This is a genomic window from Streptomyces sp. NPDC037288 (assembly GCF_055603265.1).
In genome coordinates this window covers 153,035-175,204 of record NZ_JBVJVY010000001.1, presented here as the reverse complement: position 1 = coordinate 175,204, position 22,170 = coordinate 153,035, and the positions used below count along the sequence as shown (strand labels likewise).

Sequence of the window (22,170 nt, the reverse complement as noted above, 5' to 3'; positions counted from 1 at the left end):
GGCGCCCCGTAAGGGGCTCGGGGAACCGCGCGCCCTCCCGCGGACCCGCACCCGGAAGGCGGCCTACAAGACCCCCGCCGCCTTCCGTTCCTCCGCGGTCAACGGTGGCTCGGTCAACACCGGCTTCAGCGGCCCCACCGCGGCAGCCACCAGCACACTCGGTGTCAGCAGCACGTGCGCCCCCCGCTCCAGCGAGGTCACGTCAGTGACCCGGCGCGCGACGCGTCCGTTCCCCGTCGCCGTGTACATCAACCGGCCGACGTAGGCGGAGACGAGCCGGTCCCGCACGGTGGGGCCGCAGGCCGTCGCCCCCGGGTAGAACACGTCCTGCCCGAGCGCCAGGTCCCACGCCGCCCGCACCGGCCGGGCGACCGCCCGCTGCACGCGCCGCGCCAGCCTCGGCGTGCCCCAGCCGTGCCGCCGTATCACCTCGCGGAGCAGCACCGCGCTCTGCGCGGCCACCGCCAGCCCGTGGCCGTAGACCGGGTTGAACACGGCGAGCGCGTCGCCGAGGACGGTGAAGTTCTCGGGCCACGCCGGCATCCGCTCGTAGAAGTGCCGGCGGTTGACGGTGGACCGGGTGACCGACACCTCGGACAGCGGTTCGGCGTGCTCCAGCAGCTCACCCAGCAGCGGATGCCGCAGCTTCTCGCGCGCGAAGGTGACGAACTCCTCGTCCGCGGCGGAGGGTTCGCCGCCGCGGGTGCCCTGCAGGGTGACGATCCAGCGGCCGTCCTCGATGGGCAGGAGGAAACCGGAGCGGCCCGGGCCCTCGCCGCGCGGATCGGGCTGCAGGTTGACCACGGGGAAGCCGTCGCGGGCGTCCTCGGGGGCGAGGAAGAGCCTGCTGGCGTAGACGAGACCCGGGTCGACCACCCGGCATTCCGGCGCCGGCAACCCCAGATCCGCCAGCCAGTGAGAGGCCCGGGACCCGCGCCCCGTCGCGTCGACCACGAGATCGGCCGGCAGCGAGCGCTCGGCGCCGTCCCGCGTCCGGATCCGTACGCCGGTGACCGCGGCCTCGGTACCGGTGAGGCCGAGGGCCTCGGTTCCGTCGAGGAGCTCGATCCGCTCGTCGGCGAGCACCTGCGCGCGGATCGTGGCGTCCAGCAGATCCCGGCCGGCCAGGAACACATGGTGGGACTCGGGCCAGCGCCGGAACCAGCCGTGCGAGGACAGGGCGACCACACCGGTCGTGAACGGATGCCGGCGGCCCCCGGCGGCCTGCAGCGCGTCGGTGATCCCCGGCAGCAGTTCCTGCACGGCCCGCACCCCGCCCGACCACAGCATGTGGGCGTGCCGGGCCTGCGGCAGCCCCTTGCGGGGTGCGGGGCCCTCGGGCAGGGCGTCGCGTTCCACGACCACGACCCGGTCGGCCAGGTCGGCGAGCGCGCGTGCCGCGAGCATGCCGGTGTGGGATCCCCCCAGCACGACGGCGGTTCTGGCGGGGGAGGGGCGTTCACTCATGCGCGGGCACGCTCTCTGCCGGGGCGGTCGCGCGGGCGCGTACCGCCGTGATGTCGTCGGGGCGGCGGAGGGCTTGGGAGACGGCCTGGATCTCCTGGAGCAGGTACGCCGTGTCGGGGCCGGACGGGGAGCCGTCGCCGTCGGCGCGCGGCGGGCGCTCACCGCCGGCCGCGTCCAGCAGGGTCACGGCGGCGGCCAGGGCCCTGGCCCGGGTGCGGGTGAAGCCGAGGGCGAGGGCGGCCTCGTGGGAGCGCCTGCGCAGGTCCTCGTCGAGGTGCCGGGACAGTTGCAGCAGCGCGTCGCGGATGAAGGTCTCGCGGCGGATCAGGCGCAGTTCGGCGGGGGCGTGCGGGGCGAAGGGCTCGCGCTCGCCGGTGACGGTCCGCATCAGCTGGTACAGGGGGCCGAGGCCGCGGTGGTGCAGGCGGACGTTCCAGCGTTCGTGCAGGTACTGGCCGACGTGCGGCACGATGAAGCCCACCGCGACCAGCGTGGCGGACACGCACGCGCCCGCCGGTGCCACATTGGTGCTCAGCCAGTCCAGGTCGTGGCCGGTCCACCGGGCGACGACGGCGCTGAGCTTGGCCGCGTCGTAGAACAGGTTGGTGGCGTAGCCGACGCCGAGCAGCCCGAGCCCCCAGCGCAGCCACGCGTCGAGGCCGTCGGTGCGGATCCAGTTCCAGATCAGCCGGGCCGTGATGGAGCAGGCCACGGTGTGCGCGACGAGGTAGAGCAGGATCTCCTCGCGCATGAAGGGCGTGTTGGCGTAGTAGGTGTCGAGGTCCCGCAGCCGCTCCTGCGGCACGTCCGCCAGCGCGAACAGCACCCACAGGGCGACCACCACGCCCGCGTAGACGGAGACGACCCACCGGGTCACCCGGCGGGTCTGGGCGGAGCGGTCGGAGCGGCCGTTGCGCCAGGCGATGATCAGCAGCAGCCAGGACGCGCAGAGCGCGGTGAGCAGGGAGTACACCCAGGGCGCCGAGATGTTCGGCACCCCGGTGACCCGGTTCGTCCAGGCGATGGTCCGCGGGGCGGCGAAGACGAACACCGCGCAGGCGAACAGCAGCAGACCGCCGACGGCGCGCAGCATCGGGTCCCGCCACATCTTGATGATGCTGGGCAGCTTGATCACCAGGGCGGCGGTCAGCACGGCCGTGGGGATCCAGAAGGAGACGGAGAGCGCCCCGAGGAAACCCGAGGAAGCGAGCACCGGCATCACCGTGTGGTTCCTCTCTTTTCTGACACTCGGTTCGCTTCGGCGCCTCCGCGATAGCCGAGGGTCCGTTGCACCGGGCTGAGGGCCCGTTGCGCCGGGCCGGGGGCGGCGCCGGTCACGGAGTCGCTGAGGTGGGGCCGGAACAGGGCGGCCAGGCGGTGGCCGAAGTCGTCCGCCTCGGCCTCGTCGGCCTCGCGGGAGCCGTTGCGGGCGGCTACGGTCAGGGGGGTGCCGCGCCAGCCGGGCCCGTCGGCGAGCGCGCGGGCCGCCGCGTCACCGGCCAGGTGGTGGTGCCGGTGCCCGGCGTGCAGATGCCACAACTCATGGCCGAGGATCACCAGTTGCTGCACGGCCTCGGCCCGCTCCTCCACGATCACCAGGTCGAAGTCGGCGAACTCCAGCCACAGTCCGGTGACCTCGATCTCGTCCGGGATGTGTTCGAAGCGCACCTCCACCGGCCGCCCGCCGCGCAGTGCGCTCATCTCCTCGCACACGGCCCGGCACAAGTCCCGTACCCCGTCCGGCGTTCCGGGCCGGGTGCGGACGGCGGTGGCGAGGTCACCGGCCAGCGAGCGCATGGCCGAGCCGGGACGGGGGCGCCTCAGCCGTGCGGAAAGGCGTGCCGCCCGCTCACGCGCGCCCGCGATGCCCATCGGTCCCCCTTCTGCCGGTCCGAGCGTACGCGTCTGGGCGTGTCCCCGTCATGAGGTCTCGGCGACCTTGGTCAAACAGAAAACCACCATGAGCTTGTGCCCGACCCACTGACGGCGGAAGCGCTTCGAATCCACGGTCGCACAGCGATCAGACTGGCGTGACCGGTACTCCGCCGCTCGCCCTGCCGAGCAGCGTCAGGCCCACCTTCCCCGGCCCCGACAGCGTGGTGAACTCCGACAGGACCGCCAGCGCGAGGGTGTTGGTGCCCCGGGTGCGCAGGACGCCGTTCGGCAGCACGAAGGTGTGCTGCGGGCCGACGTTGTTGATGTACTGGCCCATGTTCCAGCCGTTGAGGAAGATCTGCGCCCGGTAGGCCCGGTACGGGTCGTCCTCCAGGGTCAGGCCGATCGAGGCGTCGAGGTCGGCCGGCACCGACAGCCGGAACGTGGTGCGGTACCAGGTCACTCCCTGGTACCGGGCGGCGCGCGGGAAGGTCGCCTTCTCCCAGTCGTGGTCCCGGAACCCGGGAAGGTGCCAGCCCTCCCGCTCGCCGTACAGGCCGCCGTTGTTCATCGGGCCGCGGACCGGGTCGGGGGCCTTCTCGCCCTGGATCCGCCAGCGCACCGCGGGCGAGGCGCCCTTGAAGGAGGCCGCCGTCAGGCCCCGCGCCACCTTGTGCGTGTCGAGCCCCTTGCCGTCCTGGTCGTGTTGCATGCGCCGCACGAGCACGGACAGCACATGCCGGCCGGGCGAGCGCAGCGCGTCGCGCACCGGGAAGGCGGCCGTCGCCGCCCAGCTGCCCTTGCGTACGGTCGTGTCCTTGTCCGGCACCGGCATCCGGTGGGTGCCCAGCGGCTCGCCGTCCAGCCAGGCCATCAGCAGGCCCTGGGTGCCGGTGCTGTAGGCGAGCGAGATCTCCTCCAGGCCGGTGGAGTCGGTGAAGGAGCCGCGGTACCAGACGTCGCCGTAGTGGAAGCCGTAGTCGTCCGCGAACAACACCGGCTGACCGCCGGGGACCGGCGTGGTGCTGAACGACGACCTCTTGTCGGCGGCCTTCCAGCCGGAGTCGTCGAAGCCGGGCCCGGCCTCCGGGTTCTCCCTCCGCATCCGCCACCCGCTCAGCCCGGGCAGCTTCACCTCGGGGGCGGCGGGCAGCAGGCCGGCGGTCATCAGGCTGCCGGACAGGGTGACCCGGGTGCGCAGGGTGCGGCCGTTCCACACCAGGGTGTCGATCCCGCGCGGCCCCCACACCTCCACGCTCGTCGTCTCGGTGACGTCACCCGTCAGATGCACCTCGGAGCCGCGCAGTTCCGCGTGGCGCAGCATCGCCGGGCCGTACACCAGCAGGGTCCCGGACGGGGTGTCGTACGGGAACAGGCGTACGGTGGTGGCGTCGTCGGTGAAGAGCAGCAGCAGCGGGGTCTCGGTCTCGCCCTTCTGCACCAGCACACGGGTCAGTCCGCCCTCGCCGAGCGGGACGTTCACATGCAGCTCGTCGCCGTCGATGACCCAGGCGGCCTCCGGGTCCAGCCGCATGACGCTCGGCTCGACCGGGCACTGCAGCACCAGTTCGGCCATCTCGTCGCGCGGCCCCGAGAACACGGCGATGTCCTGCCGCCCCGCCGTCACGCACATGACGGGCTGGGCGGTCGCGTACTTCAGCGTCCGCTCGCCCAGTTTCAGCCCGGTCGTGAACAGCCGGGCGTCCTTGCCGGGCACGGTGATCCGCAGCCGGCCGGCGTCGGTCGGCAGGTCGGTGGTGACCGCGTCCGTGCCGTCGTTGCGGGCGACGTAGACGTGCGCGCCGGTGTCGGGGTTGGTCAGGTGGTAGACCTTCAGGCCCGCGGCGTGCACATCCGCCGCCCGGTCCAGCTTGGCGAAGTCGGGCACACGCTGGAGGAGGTGCCCGAGCTGGTGCATCGGCGCCATCTTGCCGGTGACGTTGCGGCCCTCGTCGATGGCGGCGCCGTAGTCGTACGACGTGTAGACGACCGGCGCGGGCAGCCAGCCCCAGGAGGTCCCGCCGAAGGTCATGTACACGTTGTGCAGGGTGAGCCCGTTGGCGAGGTTGGTCAGGTAGAAGCGCCGCTCGTAGGCCGCGTCCCGGGTGCGCCGCGACTCGGCGTACCCCTTGCCGTCGAACCAGGCGCCGCCCCACGGGTCGAACCAGCCGCCGCCGAACTCGGGCACGAACCCGGGCGTGGACGGCGAGGCGCTGGCCCCGCCCTTCGGCCCGCCGGGCCCGAACGTCCCCCAGTCCGGCGGGGTCTTCGACGGCGACGGATACCCGTCGAAGCCGTACAGCCAGCCGCCCTTCTCACCGCCGGTGTCGAACGACCCGGGCACCCAGTAGCCGTTGCGTCCCTTGTCGTTGTGGAACAGCGGCACGTCGATGCCGTCCGCGCGCACCTTCTTGTACAGGTGGGACATGTACGCCCGGCCGGTGGCGTCGACGTGGGCGTCGTACTCGTTCTCGATCTGGTACAGCAGGACCGTGCCGGTGCCCTGGGTGAACAGGTGCCTGCGGACGATCCGGTTCACCTGGGTCAGCCACGCGTCGACGTGGCCCAGGTAGGTGGGGTCGTCGGTGCGGGCCCGGCCCTTGGTCGCCGTCAGCCAGCCGGGGAAGCCGCCGCCGTCGACCTCGGCGTTGATGTACGGGCCGGGCCGCAGGATGACGTACAGGCCCGTCTCGGCGGCCATGCGCAGGAACAGGTCCAGGTCCCGTACGCCGGTGAAGTCGTACGCCCCCGGGGCGGGGGAGTGGTAGTTCCAGGCCACGTAGACGCTCACGGCGTTGTACCCGTGAGCCCGCATCTTCTGCAGCACGTCCCGCCACAGGGAGGGGCTGGGCAGCCGGAAGGGATGCATCTCGCCGGACCACACGACCAGCCGTCTGCCGTCCACGAGCAGGGAGTACCGGTCGTAGCCGATGGTGTGCCGCTCGCCGTCGGCGCTCGGCGGGGCGGGCGCCGGGCCGGTCGGCACACTGTGCGCCGCGTATGCCGAAGGCGCCCCGGGGCCGCCGCTGCCGCCCAGGGCGAGCCCCAGCGCGGTCGAGCCGGCCAGGGCACTGAAAGTACGTCTGCTGAGCGCCAAGGTGGATCCTCCCGGGCGATCTTACGGGGCGCGGGTGCGGCCATTCTCCACGCGGCGACGCCCCACAATGGATCCATGAGGATCTCGGCACGGGCGGATTACGCGGTACGGGCGGTACTGGAGCTGGCCGTACGGCAGGGTAACGGCCCGGTGAAGGCGGAGGAAATCGCCGCCGCGCAGGGCATCCCGCACAAGTTCCTCGAAGGGATCCTGGGCGACCTGAGGCGTGGCGGGATCGTCGGCAGCCGGCGTGGCGGGGGCGGCGGCTACCGGCTGGCGCGGGACGCGGCGGCGATCACTGTGGCTGATGTCATCCGCGCGGTGGACGGCCCGATCGTGTCGGTACGGGGAGAGCGGCCGACGGGCCTGGCGTACACGGGAACGGCACAGCCGCTCCTGCCCCTGTGGATCGCCCTCCGCGCCAATGTGCGCCGCATCCTGGAGGGCGTCACCATCGCCGACCTCGCGACGGACGCGCTGCCGGAGCCGGTGCGGGCGCTGGCGGCGGAGCCGGGGGCATGGGAGAACCCGTGACGGCTCGGCGTAACGGGCCGGTGTGAACGGCCGGTTGTGAATGGCCGGAGTCGGCCCTCCCGGGGGTGAGCGGGGCTTCCTACGATGCGGAGCGCTCAGGCTCTCCACAGGTTCCACACAGACCCCCCACTCCACGACATGGGAGAAACCATGGCTGGTGGCCTCCTCCTGAGCGGCGCCGTCGCGGCGCTGCTCACCACCGCACTGCCCGCCCGTACGCCCGCCTCCGGCGTGTTCGACGACCCGCCCCCGGACAAGATCGTCATCGACGTGGCGACGGTGAACGGCTCCGGCTGTCCCGCGGGCACGGCCGCGGTCGCCGTCTCGCCGGACAACACCGCCTTCACGGTGACCTACAGCAGCTACCTGGCCCAGGCCGGCGGCAACTCCGACCCCACGGCCTTCCGCAAGAACTGCCAGCTCAACCTGGTGGTCCACGTGCCGCAGGGCTTCACCTACGCCGTGGCCAGCGCCGACTACCGCGGCTTCCTCTCGCTCCAGCCCGGCGCGACCGCCACCCAGAAGGCCTCGTACTACTTCCAGGGCTCCTCGCAGACCGTGCCCAGGACCCATCCGTTCAGCGGCTCCTACAACGACGACTGGCAGGCCACCGACAGCACGGACTGGGCCCAACTGGTCTGGGCGCCCTGCGGGGTGCTGCGCAACTTCAACATCAACACCGAGCTGAGAGTCAACGCCGGCACCACGTCCCCCGGCAAGGTCAGCTTCATGACGATGGACTCGACGGACGGGGACATCAGCACGGTGTACCACCTGGCGTGGAAGCAGTGCCCGAAGGGCTAGGTGTGCCCGCCACGCCGGTCACTCTGAGTGTGTGCCGGCTCCGGGCGGCTCCTGTCGGTAAGCAGTCACCCATCGGTTGACCTGCGGAAACGTTCGACCTGGAGCTTTGTGTGTCAGGGGCGCGCGAGGGCGCATGACCAGCATGCCGAATGCCTCGCGCGCCATCTGATTCCCTTACTCAATGTAAGCGCGCTCTGCTACTTCTGTGTACGCAGCGTGACGACAGCAGGTCGTCGCGCCTCTCCCGTGCCATGGAAGACGAGGTAGAGCCATGCCCCTCGACACAGTGACCGCAGCGGCGGCGGACCCGGAGTCGGAGCAGCAGCAGCGCGAGCAGCAGAGCCTCAGTACCGCGGCAGCGCGCAATCTCGCCACCACCACCAAGTCCGAACCCCAGATGCAGGGCATCAGCTCCCGCTGGGCGACCCGCATCCTGCCCTGGGTGAACGTGCCCGGCGCGACCTACCGGGTCAACCGCCGCCTCTCCTACACCGTCGGCGACGGCCGCGTGAGCTTCGTGAAGACCGGCTCCAAGGTCCAGGTGGTCCCCGCCGAACTGGGTGAACTGCCGCTGCTGCGCGGCTTCTCGGACAACGACGCGCTCGGAGCGCTGGCCGACAAGTTCGTACAGAAGGAGTTCACCCCCGGCCAGGTCATCGTCCAGGAGGGCCGCAAGGCCGACCAGGTGTACCTGATCGCGCACGGCAAGGTCGAGAAGATCGGCCAGGGCCCGTACGGCGACGAGTCCGTGCTCGGACTCATGGCCGACGGGGACTGCTTCGGCGGCCAGGTGCTCGCCGGGCAGGCCGGGAAGTGGGAGTTCACGGCCCGCGCCCTGACCGCCACCACGGTGCTCGCGCTGCCGATGACGGCGTACAAGGCGGTCGCCGACCGCCACGAGGCGCTGCGCCGGCACGTCCGGCACATCAGCTCCCACGGGCAGCGCAAGCTGAACCGGTCGGGTGAGGCGGAGATCGAACTCAGCTCGGGGCACATGGGCGAGGAGACGCTGGCACAGACCTTCGCCGACTACGAACTCGCCCCGCGCGAATACGAGTTGAGCGTGGCACAGACGGTGTTGCGGGTGCACAGCCGGGTCGCCGACCTCTACAACGAGCCGATGAACCAGACCCAGCAGCAGCTGCGGCTGACCATCGAGGCGCTGCGCGAGCGGCAGGAGCACGAGCTGATCAACAACGAGGAGTTCGGGCTGCTCAACAACGCCGACTTCGACCAGCGGATCTCCACCTACTCGGGCCCGCCGGCCCCGGACGACATGGACGAGCTGCTCAGCATGCGGCGCAAGACCCGCTGCTTCCTCGCCCACCCCAAGGCCATCGCCGCGTTCGGCCGCCAGTGCAACAAGCGCGGCCTCTACTTCGGCAGCGTCGAACTGAACGGCAACCACCTGCCCGCCTGGCGCGGAGTGCCGCTGCTGCCGTGCAGCAAGATCCCGATCACCGAGCAGGGCACGACGTCGGTCATCGCCATGCGCACCGGCGAGGACGACCAGGGCGTCATCGGCCTGTACCAGACCGGGATCCCGGACGAGGTGGAGCCCGGCCTGAACGTGCGCTTCATGGGCATCGACGAGAAGGCGATCATCTCCTACCTGGTCAGCACCTACTACTCGGCGGCCGTCCTGGTGCCCGACGCCCTCGGCATCCTGGAGAACGTCGAGATCGCCCGGACGAACGGAAGCTGACGCCGGTGTCGCTGCACCGGCTTCACGGCCAACGCGCGCTTCGGCTGCCACGTGGAGGGCAGCCTCCCCTACCTCCTCATCGCGGCCGACCGCATCTGACACCTGGGAGACGACATGAGAACAGAGTGCCCCTGGCACAAGGCCGTTGTCATCGGCGGCAGTTACGCGGGACTGGTGACCGCCCGCGTGCTGTCCGACTTCTTCAGCGAGGTCCTCCTCGTGGAACGGGACGCCGTCGACGAGGACACCGGCGTCCTGGCGCTGAAGGTCCTGGCGGTCAGTCGCCGGCGTGCCTGACGAGGGCGGATCACGCCGTGGAGGGCAGGGTGAGGATGGCGCCTTCTCCTCCGACGCATTGGGCACCGAGACCGCGGAGGCCGTCTCCCTGGTCGTCGCCGAACTGGCCGCCAACGCCGTGACCCACGGCCGTGTGCCCGGCGGGACTTCGAAGTGCGTCTGTCCCTCCTGGACGGCGGTATCCGAGTGGAGGTGACCGACACCCGGGCCGAGCGCCGTCCGCCCGCCCCCGGCCAGGTACCCGAGCCCCCGCCCCTCGCGGCTGCGGGACGCGGTCTGTTGCTGGTGGACGCTAGGGGCGAGGGGGCGTGGCCGTGTCGCCTGCGGTCGGTTCGGTTCTGGTGTAGAGGATCTCGCGGGCCTGTTCCGCGGCGCGCAGGAGGCTTTCGGAGACGAAGTCGAGGAAGCGGGCGACGTTCTCCAGGCGGGTGGCCGCGGGGGTGTCGGGGCCGAGGACGGTGACGCCCTCCCGTGCGGTTTCGACGAGTTGGTCGTTGGACCGGGCGCTGCGGATCATCGACTGGTACCAGAGGTCGTCGTCGACGATGTAGCGCTCGCGGCGGCGTTCGTCGCGCTCCCGGCGGACGAGGTCCATGTTCGCGAGGAACGTGATCGCTTTGGAGACGGATGCCGGGCTGACCCGGAGGCGCTGGGCGAGTTCGGAGGCGGTGAGGCTGCCCGCGTCGGTCATGTAGAGGCAGGCGAGCACTCGGGCCGTCATTCTGGGCAGGCCCGAGACCATGAAGACGGTGGTGAGCTTCTCCTGGAACTCGGTCACGGCCTCGGCGTCGCGTCCGTGGGGCTGGGGGAGTGCCTCCGGCCCCTGGGCGGCGGCGGGTCTGCGTCGGCGGGCGCGGCGTTCGGTGGCGCGGTGGGCCAGGTCGGCGCGGTAGGCGGTGGGGCCGCCGTTGCGCATCACCTCGCGCGTGACCGTCGAGGTCGGACGGTCGAGGCGGCGGGCGATCTCCGCGTAGGCGAGGCCGTCGGCCACCCCGAGTGCGATCTGCTGGCGCTCCTGCTGGGTGAGCCTGCCTCCCGGCATCGCGATCTCCTTGGTGGTCCTTCGTGGTGGTCCCTGATCCCTCGACTATAGCGTTAACTCCCTATTCATTGCAACGAGCGGACGTGTTCGTTGCGTTACCTTCCAGGTCCATTGCAACAGTTTAGTGACTGTGGCCTGCAGATATGCCAATTCTTCGCAACGAGCTTGTTGTGGGCTCATGGAAAGCAACGTAGCGTTTCCGATGTCAGAAACGAGAAGCGCAGGAGGAGAGCACCATGCAGAAGTTCGAGACACCCGCCCCGATCTCCGCCGTCCTGGACATACCCGCCGGACGCGTCCGGTTCATCGCCGCCGACCGCGCCGACACCACCGTCGAGGTGCTGCCCGCCACCCCCTCCAAGAGGCGCGACGTCCAGTCCGCCGAGCAGACGGAAGTCGCCTACGCCGACGGCGTCCTGGAGATCCGCACCGCCGAGCCCAGGAGCCAGGTCTTCGGCCCTTCCGGAGCCCTGGAGATCACCGTCAAGCTGCCCGCCGGCTCCCGCGTCGAGGCCAGGACCGGCAGCTGCGAGCTCCGCGGCGTCGGCCGCCTCGGCGACGTCGTCTTCGAAGGCGCGTACCGCCAGATCAAGGTCGACGAGGCCGCGAGCCTCCGCCTCACCGCGGTCGACGGCGACGTCGAGGTGGGCCGGCTGGGCGGCCCCGCGGAGATCAGCACCGCTCGGGGCGACATCCGGATCACCGAGGCCGTGCGCGGCACGGTCGTGCTCAGCACCCAGTCCGGCGACATCACGGTCGGTGCCGCCGCGGGCGTCTCGGCCACCCTGGACGCGGGCACCTCCTACGGCCGCGTCAGCAACGCCCTCAAGAACGACGGCACCGCCGAACTCGAGATCCGCGCCACCACCTCGCACGGCGACATCACCGCCCGCGGCCTCTGAACGGGCAGAAGCCAGGCCGTTCTCCGGGATCTTCCCGGAGAACCTACGCCGACCGCATCTCCTTCACGGCCGCGTACGACGACGGCGATCAGGCCCCCGCCGCGTTCGGCCAGCTCTGCGCATTGGGCCACCCCGTGGCCGGCGCGGGGGTCAGGCCCGTCGCGGGGGCCGTCATCCCCCGCACCTGGGCCGCGGTGAGCCCACCCCGAGCGGGCACCCCGGGCGGCGTGGGCGCGACAGAGGCAGCCGGCGCAGGCACCGGTGTCGGCTGAGGCGCCGCAGGCATGGGCTGGGCCGGAGCTGCCATCGGCTGAGGCACCGCGGGCAGGGGTGCAGGCACCGGTGCCGGCTGAGGTACTGCGGGCAGGGGCTGGGGCGCCGCCGGCATGGGTTGGGGCGCCGCCGGCATCGGCATCCCGCCGGGCTGCGCGGCGGCGGGGAGCGGCATGCCGGTGCCGGCGGCCGGGGCGGGGCCGGAAGCGGCGGCGGCCTGCGCCAGCGCCGGCATTCCGCGCCCGTTGGTCTCGCTCATCAGCCGGTCCACCGCCGCCGTACCCGAGCTGTAGCTGGTCCCGGTGCCCAGCTCGGGTACGGCGGCTCCCCTCCTGGACCCGTAGAGCACCTGCTCCAGGCCGGACACCAGGCGACGCACGTCGACCTGGGGGCGCACCACGAGTCTCAGGAAGCGGCTGGACGAACCGATCTTGTTGCCGCACTCGCGGACCAGGATCCGGTGCTCGGTGAGCATCCGGTCCCGGACCACCGTGCCCTCGGCTCCGACGGGCAGCCGTACGAAGATGAAGTTCCCTTGGGAGGGGTACACCGTCAGCCCCGGCAGTGCGGAGAGGTGACTGGCCATCTCCAGGCGGTCCCTGCGTACCTGCTGAAGGCTCTGCGCGTACTCGGCGCCGTGCTCCTTCAGCATGAACACCACGTGCTCGGCGAAGGAGTTGAGGTTCCACTTCGGGAGCATCCCCCGCACCTTCCCGGCGAGCGCCGGGTTGGCGACCAGGTAGCCGAAGCGTATGCCGTGCAGGCCGAAGTTCTTGCCGAGGCTGCGCAGCACGATCACGTTGGGGCGGAGCATGGCCTCCTGGACGACGCTGGGCTCGGCCTCCGCGTCGGCGAACTCCAGGAAGGACTCGTCGACCACGATCAGGTCCAGGTCCGCCATCGCGTCCATGAACTGCACCACCGACTGCTTGCGCACATAGCCGCCGTCGGGGTTGTTGGGGTTGCAGATCACCGCCACCCGGGTCCTGCGGGCCCGGATGAACTCGGCGTACTGCGCCAGGTCCAGCGCGAACCCGCTCGCCTCCTGGAGCGGGAACATGTCGACCCGTTTGCCGGTCTCCATCGGCTGGTCGGTCCAGCGGCCGAAGGTGGGCACCGGGACGGCGAGGGACTCGCGCACCAGCAGGTGGTCGATCCAGGTGATCAGTTCCGTGGAGCCGTTGCCCATGGCCACGCACTGCGGCGGCAGCTGGAGCAGGGAGCACAGCTCGCCGGTGATGGTGTCGGCGCCGCTCGGGTAGTACGTGATGATCTCGCGCAACCGGGCCGACAGTTCGTCGTACATGGCCGGAGTCGGGAAGTACGGGTTGCACGGGATGCAGAAGTCCACCGGGCCGGTCCCGTCGCCCTCGCGCGTCAGCGCCGCCATCGAGGGGCTGTGCGCGGTGCCGCCGCTGAACAACGAGGTGACGTTGCCGGCCAAGGGATCCTCCGTTCTGGGTGGCCCGTGCGGGGGAGCACGGGCCGCCCTTCAGTACGGAGGCGGGGGTGGTGCCGTTCAACTCATGCGCTGAACCGGTGGATTGTCGTCGTCCGGTACGCCCGGCCGGGCCGCAGCACGGTGGAGGGGAACGACGGCTCGTTCGGCGAGTCCGGGAAGTGCTGGGTCTCCAGGCACAGTCCGTCGCCCTGCCGGTAGGTGTGCCCGGACGGGCCGACGAGGGTGCCGTCGAGGAAGTTGCCGGAGTAGAACTGCACACCCGGCTGGTCGGTGAAGATCTTCAGGGTGCGGCCGGACCCGGGGTCGCGCAGTGTCGCCACGTGTTCCGGTCGCGCGGTCACCCCCTTGTCGAGCACGAAGTTGTGGTCGTAGCCCTTGGCGGTGACCAGCTGCGGGTGGCCGGTGCGGATGTCCCGGCCGATCGGCTTGGAGTGGGTGAAGTCGAAGGGGCCGCCCTTGACCTCGGCCAGCTCGCCGGTGGGTATCAGACCCGTGTCGGTGGGGGTGAACCGGCTCGCGGCCAGCCAGAGTTCGTGGTCGTGGATGCTGCCGCTGCCCTCGCCCGCGAGGTTGTAGTACGTGTGGTTGGTGAGGTTGACGATCGTCGGCTTGTCGGTGGTCGCCGCGTAGTCGATCCGCCAGTCGCCGTGCCGGTCCAGCGTGAAGGTGACCTTCGTCTTCAGTGTGCCGGGGTAGCCCATCTCGCCGTCGACGCTCGTGTAGTACAGGTGCAGGCCGACGTCGGAGCCGGAGGTGAAGGGCTCGATGTCCCACACCTTGGTGTTGAAGCCCTGCTTGCCGCCGTGCAGGCTGTTCGCGCCGTCGTTGACGGACAGCTGGTACTTCCGGCCGTCCAGGGTGAACCGGCCCTTGGCGATGCGGTTGCCGTAGCGGCCGATGGTGGCGCCGAAGAAGGTGGTCCCGGCGACGTACGCGGCGAGGTTGTCGTAGCCGAGCGAGACGTTCGAGTACCGGCCGTGCCGGTCGGGGATCTCCAGGGACTGGACGATGCCGCCGTAGGAGAGGACCTTCAGCCGGGTGCCGCCGTTCTCCAGCGACCAGCGGTGGACCTTGGTGCCGTCGGCCAGCGTGCCGAAGAGTTCCTTCACCGGCCTACGGCCCGCGGACGCGGCCTGGGCCGTGCCCGAGCCCAGGGTGGTGGCGGCGATGCCCGCCGCGGCTGCTCCAGCGATGACCGTGCGTCTGTTCAGTTCCATGTGCGGCTCCTGCGCGAAGGAGGGCCCCGCCTCGGGCGGCGGGGCCCGATCTGACTTACGAACCGGACTTGCGCTTGTTCCACACGTCGAACCCGACCGCCACCAGCAGGGCCAGGCCCTTGATGACCTGCTGCCAGTCGGTGCCGACGCTGAGGAGGTTCATGCCGTTGTTCAGCACGCCGAGGACGAGACCGCCGATGATGGCGCCGAGGACGGTGCCGACACCGCCGCTCATGGACGCGCCGCCGATGAACGACGAGGCGATCGCCTCCAGCTCGAAGTTGACGCCCGCCTTCGGCGAGGCCGCGTTCAGCCGGGCGGCGACCACCAGACCGGCCAGGGCCGCGAGCACGCCCATGTTCAGGAAGACGTAGAAGGTGACCTTCTTGTCCTTCACACCGGACAGCTTGGCCGCCGGCAGGTTGCCGCCGATCGCGTAGATGTGCCGGCCGAAGACCGCGTTGCGCATGACGTAGCCGTAGCCGACGACCAGCACACCGAGGATGATCAGCACGATCGGGGCACCCTTGTAGCTGGCGAGCAGCAGGGTGAGGACGAGGATCGCCGCCACCAGTGCCGTCAGCTTGAGCAGGAAGAGGCGGGTGGGGACCACGTCCAGGGAGAACTCCTGCTGGCGGCGGCGGTCGCGGAACTCCTGCCGGACCACGGCCGCGATCAGGACGAGCCCGAGCAGCAGGGTGAGGTTGTGGTAGTCGGTGTTCGGGCCGGCCTCGGGCAGGAAGCCGTTGCCGATCTTCTGCAGGCCGTCGGGGAAGGGGCCGAGGGTCTGGCCCTTCAGGAGGATCTCCGTCAGGCCGCGGAAGAGCAGCATGCCGGCGAGCGTGACGATGAACGACGGTATGCCGAGACAGGCGATCAGGAAGCCCTGGACCGAGCCGGCCGCCGCGCCCACCAGCAGGCACAGCACCAGCGCGATCGGCCAGGAGAGTCCGTGTTGCACGGTCAGGACGGCCGCGAAGGCGCCCACGAACGCCGTCAGCGAGCCGACCGACAGGTCGATGTGCCCGGCGATGATCACCAGCATCATGCCGATCGCGAGGATCAGGATGTAGCTGTTCTGCAGCACCAGGTTGGAGACGTTGCGCGGCAGCAGCAGATCGCCGCCGGTCCAGATCTGGAAGAGGACGACGATCAGGCCCAGCGCGATCAGCATGCCGTACTGGCGCATGTTGCGGCGCAGACCGCCGAGCACCAGCTGCACCAGGCCGGCGCCGTCGCCCGGTCCGCCCTTGCCCGGCGGTGCCGCCGCCGGGACCCTGTCGGTGACGTCCGTGCTCATCGCGTTACCTCTTTGTCCTTCGTCATATGGCGCATCAGCACTTCCTGCGTGGCCTCGGCCCGCGGGACCTCACCCGTCAGCCGCCCGGCGGCCATGGTGTAGATGCGGTCGCACATGCCGAGCAGCTCGGGCAGTTCGGAGGAGATGAAGACGACCGCCCTGCCCTGGGCGGCCAGCTGGTCGATGACCGTGTAGATCTCGTACTTGGCGCCCACGTCGATACCGCGCGTGGGCTCGTCCAGGATCAGCACGTCCGGACCCGCGAAGATCCACTTGCTGAGGACGACCTTCTGCTGGTTGCCGCCGGACAGCTTGCCCACCGGCTCGAACACGGTCGGCGCCTTGATGTTCATGGACGTGCGGAAGCCCTCGGCGACCTGCCGCTCCTCGTGCTCGTCCACCACACCCCGCTCGGCGACCTTGTCCAGCGCGGTCAGCGAGATGTTGCGGTTGATGGTGTCGATGAGGTTCAGGCCGTAGCGCTTGCGGTCCTCGGTGACGTACGCGATGCCGTGCCGGACCGCCTCCGCGACGGTCTTGGTACGGATCTCCGTGCCGTCCTTGAGTACCGTGCCGCCCGCGTACCGGCCGTACGCCCGCCCGAAGACGCTCATCGCCAGTTCGGTGCGGCCGGCGCCCATCAGGCCCGCGATGCCGACGATCTCACCGCGCCGCACACTGATCGACACGTCGTCGACGACCTTGCGCTGCTGGTCGACCGGGTGGAACACGGTCCAGCCGCGGATCTCCAGCGCCGGTGCCGCGCCCTCCTCGGGCTGGTGCGGGGTGCGCTCGGGGAAGCGGTGGTCGAGGTCGCGGCCGACCATGCCGGCGATGATCCGCTCCTCGGTGGTCTCCGGCGCCTTCACATCGAGGGTCTCGATGGACCGGCCGTCCCGGATGATCGTCACCGCGTCGGCGACCCTGCGGATCTCGCCCAGTTTGTGGGAGATGATGATCGAGGTGATGCCCTGGTTCTTCAGCTCCAGGATGAGATCGAGGAGTTTGCCGCTGTCCTCGTCGTTCAGGGCCGCCGTCGGCTCGTCGAGGATCAGCAGCTTCACCTTCTTCGACAGCGCCTTGGCGATCTCCACCAGCTGCTGCTTGCCGACGCCGATGTCGGCGACGCGGGTCTCCGGGTGCTCGTGCAGACCGACCCGGCGCAGCAGCTCGGTGGCGTGGCGCAGGGTCTCGCGCCAGTTGATCAGGCCGCCGCGGGCGTGTTCGTTGCCGAGGAAGAGGTTCTCCGCGAGGGACAGTTGCGGCACCAGCGCCAGTTCCTGGTGGATGATGACGATGCCGCGCTGCTCGCTCGCCCGGATGTCCTTGAAGGCGCAGACCTCCCCCTCGAAGAGGATGTCGCCCTCGTAACTGCCGTGCGGGTGGACGCCGGAGAGCACCCTCATGAGGGTGGACTTGCCGGCGCCGTTCTCCCCGCAGACGGCGTGGACCTCGCCCCGCCGGACGGTCAGGGTGACGTCCGACAGCGCCTTGACACCGGGAAAGGTCTTGACGATCGAGCGCATTTCCAGGACGGGTCCCGCCATGGTCGTGCCTTCCAATCCGTAGGGAGTCAGGGCGGGTTACTTCAGCTCGGACTCGGTGTAGTAGCCGCCGTCGACCAGGACCTGCCTGTAGTTGGACTTGTCGACGCTGACCGGCTGGAGCAGGTAGGCCGGGACGACCTTGGTCCCGTTGTCGTAGGTCCTGGTGTCGTTGACCTGCGGTTTCTTGCCCTTCAGGGAGTCGTCGACCATCGTCGCGGCGACCTCGGCGAGTTTGCGCAGGTCCTTGTAGACGGTCTGCCTCTGCTCACCGGCGATGATCGACTTCACCGAGGCGATCTCGGCGTCCTGGCCGGTGATGACCGGCAGCGGCTTGCTGCCCGAGCCGTAGCCGTCCGACTTCAGGGCGGACAGGACTCCGATGGAGATGCCGTCGTAGGGCGAGAGCACCGCGTCGACCCGGTCGCTCCTGTAGGAGCCGGTGAGGATGTCCTCCATGCGCTTCTGCGCGGTGGCGCCGTCCCAGCGCAGGGTGGTGACCTGGGTGAGCTTGGTCTGCCCGGACCTGACCACCAGCTGCTTCCTGTCGATGTACGGCTGCAGCACGCTCATCGCGCCACCGAAGAAGTACCTGGTGTTGTTGTCGTCGTTGGAGCCGGCGAACAGCTCGATGTTGAACGGGCCCTTCCTGCCCTTGCCCAGCCCGAGCTGGTCCACGATGTACCGGCCCTGCAGCCTGCCGACCTTCTCGTTGTCGAACGAGGCGTAGTAGTCGACGTTCTTGGTGCCGAGGATCAGCCGGTCGTAGGAGATGACCGGGATGTGCGCGTCCGCGGCCTCCTGGAGCACGTTCTTCAGCGACTTGTTGTCGATCGCCGCGACGATCAGGCCCTTCACGCCCTGCGTGATGAGGTTCTCGATCTGCGAGACCTGGGTTTCCGGGTCGTCCTCGCCGTAGACGAGCTTGGCCTTGTAGCCCTTGGCCTCCAGGTCCTTGACGACGTTCTTGCCGTCGGAGATCCAGCGCTCGGAGGACTTGGTGGGCATGGCGATGCCGATGGTGGCGCCCTTGACGTCGCCCGTCCTCTCCTTGCTGCCGCCCTCGCCGCTCTGGCCGCAGGCGGTCAGGGTGAGGGCGAGCGAGGCGGCTGCGGCTGTCGCGGCGAGTGCGGCTCTGCGGTTGCGCATGGTGGTCCGTCCTTGTTCTTCTCGTCGTTGAGAGGGGTCACGCGGTGATGGCGAAGCGGTTGAGCGGGCCGGGCAGCCGGGAGCCGAGCGGCGCCATGCCGCCGTCCGCGCCGTGCCGGGCGAGCAGGTCCAGGGCGAGCCGGCCGCGCCGCACCCGCTCCCGGGCGGTGTCCAGGGTCACGTCCCGCAGATGGGTGCCCCACGGGTAGATGCCGGGCGCCCTGGACAGGCCGAACTTCAGGTAGAGCGGGGCGCCGCGCCGGATCAGCTCGGCGACCTCGTACATCCGCACATAGCCGCCCAGGTCGTCGGGGGCCTCGATGTACATGTCCATCGGGGCGCCGGACACCCGGCGGATCTCGGTGAGGTGGTCCAGCGTCAGATCGCTGGGCACGTTGACGGAGTCGGCGCCGAGCCGCTCGTAGACGGCGTACGAGGCCGGGTTGACGGGGCCGATGAGCGCCGAGACCTTCAGCGTGGTGTCGGCCGGGATGATGCCGTTCTCCCGGGCCCGGTGCAGGGTCCACAGCACGCCCTCGTCGGCGACCAGCAGACACTTGACGCCCAACTCCGCCGCCCGTACGGCGTCTTCGACGCATCCGGCGACGGCGTCGTGGCCCCGTGCGCGCGGTCCGGCCCCCCGCGAGTCGGACCGTACGGAGCCGCCGATGTCCCACGTGCCGCGCGGGCCGGTGAACAGGCAGAGTTCGATGTCGCGTGCGGCGGTGGCCTCGACCATCTCGGTGATCTCGGCGTCGGTGAGCATCCACACGCCGCTGCCCTGGCTGATCCGGTGGATCGGCACGTCGAGGCGCGAGGCCTCCTTGAGGACGACCGCCAGCGCTTCGGGACCCTCGCACGAGGGGACCTCGGTGCGCCAGCGACCGCCGCCCGGGAAGCTGTGGGCGGAGGCGTCGGCGGGGTCGAGGGCGGGCGCGTCCAGGCCGAGGGTGGCGAGCACCTGCTCGCCGGGCCTGCGGGCTGCCGGAGCGGAAGCGTCGGTCACAAGCTGTCCTTAGGGTCCAGTGTCCTGCATGTTCGAAATCTCGGACGAGGTTCGCAGGTGTGGGCGGGGAGCGGCCCGGGCGGCTCCGCGAAAAAACGAGGTGGTACGCCGGTCGGGGCGCCGTCAGGTCACGCCCTGGCCGGCGTACGTCTCTAGGGGCGGAGCAGGACCTTGCCCACCTTCGGATCACCGGCCCCGACCAGCTCGATCGCCTGCGGGAAGTCGGTCAGCGGCAGCTCGTGCGTGACCAGCGGCAGCGGGTCCAGCAGCCCGGCGCCGAACACCCGCACGGCGTGCGCCCAGGCGTCCGGCGGCGCCCCGAAGACGCTGAGCACCTCCAGCTGCCGTACGACCAGGTCGGTCGGGTCGAGCCCGTCCGCGCCCGGCGCCGGGATCCCGGTCAGCACCAGCCGTCCACCGCGCCGGAGCAGCGAGGCGGCGGTCCGCGCGGCGGACGCGGACCCGGCGGTCTCGATCACCACGTCGACGTCGTCGGGCAGCTCCTGGTCCTTCAGCCGGAAGTCGGTGGCCCCGAACCGCCGGGACAGTGCCTCCCGGTCGTCGCGTGTGCCCACCACCAGCAGCTCGGCCGGGGAGACCGCCTTCAGGAACTGCACGGCGAACATTCCGAGCGTGCCCGTGCCGACCACCGCGACGCGCTCGCCCGGCCGGGCGCCCGCCCTGAGCGCGGCGGCCGCGATGCAGGCGGCCGGCTCCAGCAGGGCGGCGGCGGTGAGGTCGGCGTGGTCCGGCAGGGCGTGCAGCAGCCGGGCCGGCAGGGTGAGCGTGCCGGCCATGGCACCCGGCTGGGTGAACCCGGTCTCCTCGTACCCGGCCGTGCACAGCGTGGTCTCGCCCGCGTGACAGCGGTCGCACACCTGGCAGTTGCGGAAGCCCTCCCCGACGACCTTGCGGCCGACGAGGGACGCGGGGACGCCCGGCCCCACCTTCGAGACCGTCCCCGACCACTCGTGCCCGGGGGTGAGCGGATACCGCACGTACCCCTCGGGCCGGTTGCCCTGGTACACCTCGCGGTCACTGCCGCAGATGCCCACCGCGTGCACGGCCACGAGCGCCTCACCGGGACCGGGGTCACGAGGAGTGTGGCCCTCGACCCGGTGGGCGCCCGGCGCCTCGACGACGACCTGGGAATCCCGTGAACTCACTTCGTACCCTTCGGCTTGCGCTGCTCCCAGCCCTCGGCCCACAGGTCGAACCGGGCCTGCTGCTGCGGGAACTCGGCGGCGGCGTCGACGTCCAGCTCGACGCCGAGGCCCGGCGCGTTTGACAGGTGGAAGTACCCGTCCACGACCTGCGGCGCCCCTTTGACCACCTTCTTGATCTCCGCGTCCGCGAAGTCGTTGAAGTGCTCAAGGACCTTGAAGTTCGGCGAGGTGAAGCCGACTTGGAGGCTCGCGGCGGTGAGGACGGACCCACCCACGTTGTGCGGGGCGACCAGCATGTAGTGCGTCTCGGCGGTCGCCGCGAGCTTGCGGGTCTCCCAGATGCCGCCGATGTGGCCGACGTCGGGCTGGAGGATGTCCGCAGCCTGGCTGTCGAACAGCTCGCGGAACTCGATCCGGTCGTGGATCCGCTCCCCGGTGGCGACCGGGATGTCCACCTTGGCCGCGACCTTCTCCAGCGCCTTCAGGTTCTCCGGCGGGACCGGCTCCTCCAGCCAGGCCGGCTCGAAGGGGGCCATCTCCTTGGCCAGCCGGACGGCGGTCGCGGGGGAGAAGCGGCCGTGCATCTCCAGCATCAGTTCGGCGTCCGGGCCGATGGCGTCCCGTACGGCCTCGATGAGCGAGACGGCGTACAGGGTCTGCTCGTGGTCCAGCTCGAAGTGCCCGGTGCCGAACGGATCGATCTTCAGCGCCCTGTACCCGCGCTCCATCACCCCCTGGGCGGCCTTGTGATACGCCTCCGGCGTTCGCTCGGTCGTGTACCACCCGTTGGCGTACGCCTTGACCCTGTCGGTCACCTTGCCGCCGAGCAGCTGCCACACCGGCACGCCCAGCGCCTTGCCCTTGATGTCCCAGCAGGCCATCTCGACGACCGCGATGCCGGACATGACGATCTCACCCGCACGGCCGTAGTCGCTGTACTTCATCCGGCGGACGAGGTCCTCGACCGCGAACGGATCCGAGCCGAGAACGTGATTGGCCTCGGCCTCCCGCAAGTAGCCGATCAGCGCGTCGGTGTGACCGAGCATCCGGGTCTCGCCGACTCCCGTGATCCCCTCGTCGGTGTGCACCCGGACGTAGGTCAGGTTGCGCCACGGCGTGCCGACCACGTGCGTGCTGATTCCGGTGATGCGCACGTCAGTTGCCCCTCAGCTGTTCGAGATTTCGTCACACGTTCGAAATGCTGGCGTGACAGTAAGGACGGGGCGGTCGGGGTGTCAATGGGGCGACCGGGTAACGGTTTCGGCAAGCCTTTCGAGAATTATTTCGCTTTCTACGAAACATTCACAGAGGTGCCTAGGAACGTGACCCA

The 22,170-nt window shown here is 70.4% G+C and carries 18 protein-coding genes and 1 pseudogene; 6 read left to right on the top strand and 13 right to left on the bottom strand.

The features are described from left to right. Positions 1-63: 63 nt before the first annotated feature. The 4 genes from ACZ7GZ_RS00890 to ACZ7GZ_RS00875 all read right to left on the bottom strand — a co-directional run bounded on the left by ACZ7GZ_RS00890 (position 64) and on the right by ACZ7GZ_RS00875 (position 6,439). A complete protein-coding gene (locus ACZ7GZ_RS00890) occupies positions 64-1,467 on the bottom strand; it encodes an FAD-dependent oxidoreductase (RefSeq protein WP_471019495.1) in 1,404 nt (467 codons plus the stop codon). Then, entirely contained in the window at positions 1,460-2,686 is a 1,227-nt protein-coding gene (locus ACZ7GZ_RS00885) for an MAB_1171c family putative transporter (protein WP_471019492.1), read from the bottom strand. Before ACZ7GZ_RS00885 ends, ACZ7GZ_RS00890 begins: the two co-directional genes overlap by 8 nt. Then, positions 2,686-3,339 (bottom strand): toxin-antitoxin system, toxin component family protein, encoded by a 654-nt coding sequence (locus ACZ7GZ_RS00880; RefSeq protein WP_471019489.1) that lies wholly within the window; start codon positions 3,337-3,339, stop codon positions 2,686-2,688. The genes ACZ7GZ_RS00885 and ACZ7GZ_RS00880 overlap by 1 nt, the downstream gene beginning before the upstream one ends. Before the next feature lie 148 nt (positions 3,340-3,487). Beyond that, on the bottom strand, positions 3,488-6,439 hold the full coding sequence (locus ACZ7GZ_RS00875) for a glycoside hydrolase family 35 protein (protein ID WP_471019486.1): 2,952 nt from the start codon (positions 6,437-6,439) through the stop codon (positions 3,488-3,490). Between the two features lie 75 nt (positions 6,440-6,514). Here ACZ7GZ_RS00875 and ACZ7GZ_RS00870 point away from each other — a divergent pair, with 75 nt between their 5' ends. The 5 genes and pseudogenes from ACZ7GZ_RS00870 to ACZ7GZ_RS00850 all read left to right on the top strand — a co-directional run. Next, positions 6,515-6,973 carry an RrF2 family transcriptional regulator gene (locus ACZ7GZ_RS00870; RefSeq protein WP_471019483.1) on the top strand — a complete coding sequence of 153 codons (459 nt, stop codon included), beginning with the start codon at positions 6,515-6,517 and terminating at the stop codon, positions 6,971-6,973. A 150-nt stretch (positions 6,974-7,123) separates the two neighbouring features. Beyond that, the gene (locus ACZ7GZ_RS00865) at positions 7,124-7,777 is read left to right on the top strand and encodes a DUF4360 domain-containing protein (protein ID WP_471019482.1); all 654 of its coding nucleotides are present in this window, start codon (positions 7,124-7,126) and stop codon (positions 7,775-7,777) included. 271 nt (positions 7,778-8,048) lie between these two features. Beyond that, positions 8,049-9,482, top strand: coding sequence for a family 2B encapsulin nanocompartment shell protein (locus ACZ7GZ_RS00860; RefSeq protein WP_471019479.1), 1,434 nt, complete (start codon positions 8,049-8,051; stop codon positions 9,480-9,482). A gap of 114 nt (positions 9,483-9,596) precedes the next feature. Further along, complete coding sequence (locus ACZ7GZ_RS00855; protein ID WP_471019477.1) at positions 9,597-9,779, top strand: hypothetical protein; 183 nt, start codon at positions 9,597-9,599, stop codon at positions 9,777-9,779. Between the two features lie 61 nt (positions 9,780-9,840). After that, positions 9,841-10,073, top strand: a pseudogene (locus tag ACZ7GZ_RS00850) (ATP-binding protein); the annotation flags it as partial. On the opposite strand, the gene ACZ7GZ_RS00845 reads toward ACZ7GZ_RS00850, so the two are convergent. Next, positions 10,072-10,821, bottom strand: a complete 750-nt coding sequence (locus tag ACZ7GZ_RS00845) for a GbsR/MarR family transcriptional regulator (RefSeq protein ID WP_471019475.1) — start codon at positions 10,819-10,821, stop codon at positions 10,072-10,074. The pseudogene ACZ7GZ_RS00850 and the gene ACZ7GZ_RS00845 sit on opposite strands and share 2 nt — an antisense overlap. Positions 10,822-11,057: 236 nt before the next feature. On the opposite strand from ACZ7GZ_RS00845, the gene ACZ7GZ_RS00840 reads away from it, so the two are divergent. Further along, positions 11,058-11,723, top strand: coding sequence for a DUF4097 family beta strand repeat-containing protein (locus ACZ7GZ_RS00840; protein WP_471019473.1), 666 nt, complete (start codon positions 11,058-11,060; stop codon positions 11,721-11,723). A gap of 88 nt (positions 11,724-11,811) precedes the next feature. On the opposite strand, the gene ACZ7GZ_RS00835 is transcribed toward ACZ7GZ_RS00840, so the two are convergent. The 8 genes from ACZ7GZ_RS00835 to ACZ7GZ_RS00800 all read right to left on the bottom strand — a co-directional run bounded on the left by ACZ7GZ_RS00835 (position 11,812) and on the right by ACZ7GZ_RS00800 (position 21,994). Next, complete coding sequence (locus ACZ7GZ_RS00835) at positions 11,812-13,440, bottom strand: pyridoxal phosphate-dependent aminotransferase (RefSeq protein WP_471019470.1); 1,629 nt, start codon at positions 13,438-13,440, stop codon at positions 11,812-11,814. Between the two features lie 80 nt (positions 13,441-13,520). Beyond that, positions 13,521-14,675 (bottom strand): aldose epimerase family protein, encoded by a 1,155-nt coding sequence (locus tag ACZ7GZ_RS00830; protein ID WP_471019468.1) that lies wholly within the window; start codon positions 14,673-14,675, stop codon positions 13,521-13,523. A 55-nt stretch (positions 14,676-14,730) separates the two neighbouring features. Continuing rightward, complete coding sequence (gene mmsB, locus ACZ7GZ_RS00825; RefSeq protein ID WP_471019467.1) at positions 14,731-15,975, bottom strand: multiple monosaccharide ABC transporter permease; 1,245 nt, start codon at positions 15,973-15,975, stop codon at positions 14,731-14,733. Then, a complete protein-coding gene (gene mmsA, locus ACZ7GZ_RS00820) occupies positions 15,972-17,522 on the bottom strand; it encodes a multiple monosaccharide ABC transporter ATP-binding protein (protein ID WP_471019464.1) in 1,551 nt (516 codons plus the stop codon). The genes mmsB and mmsA overlap by 4 nt, the downstream gene beginning before the upstream one ends. Positions 17,523-17,558: 36 nt before the next feature. Beyond that, positions 17,559-18,668, bottom strand: a complete 1,110-nt coding sequence (gene chvE / locus ACZ7GZ_RS00815; protein WP_471019462.1) for a multiple monosaccharide ABC transporter substrate-binding protein — start codon at positions 18,666-18,668, stop codon at positions 17,559-17,561. Positions 18,669-18,705: 37 nt separating this feature from the next. Further along, on the bottom strand, positions 18,706-19,674 hold the full coding sequence (locus ACZ7GZ_RS00810) for a hypothetical protein (RefSeq protein WP_471019461.1): 969 nt from the start codon (positions 19,672-19,674) through the stop codon (positions 18,706-18,708). A 152-nt stretch (positions 19,675-19,826) separates the two neighbouring features. Then, positions 19,827-20,840 carry a zinc-dependent alcohol dehydrogenase gene (locus ACZ7GZ_RS00805; protein WP_471019460.1) on the bottom strand — a complete coding sequence of 338 codons (1,014 nt, stop codon included), beginning with the start codon at positions 20,838-20,840 and terminating at the stop codon, positions 19,827-19,829. Beyond that, the gene (locus tag ACZ7GZ_RS00800) at positions 20,837-21,994 is read right to left on the bottom strand and encodes a mandelate racemase/muconate lactonizing enzyme family protein (protein ID WP_471019457.1); all 1,158 of its coding nucleotides are present in this window, start codon (positions 21,992-21,994) and stop codon (positions 20,837-20,839) included. The genes ACZ7GZ_RS00805 and ACZ7GZ_RS00800 overlap by 4 nt, the downstream gene beginning before the upstream one ends. Positions 21,995-22,170 lie beyond the last annotated feature (176 nt).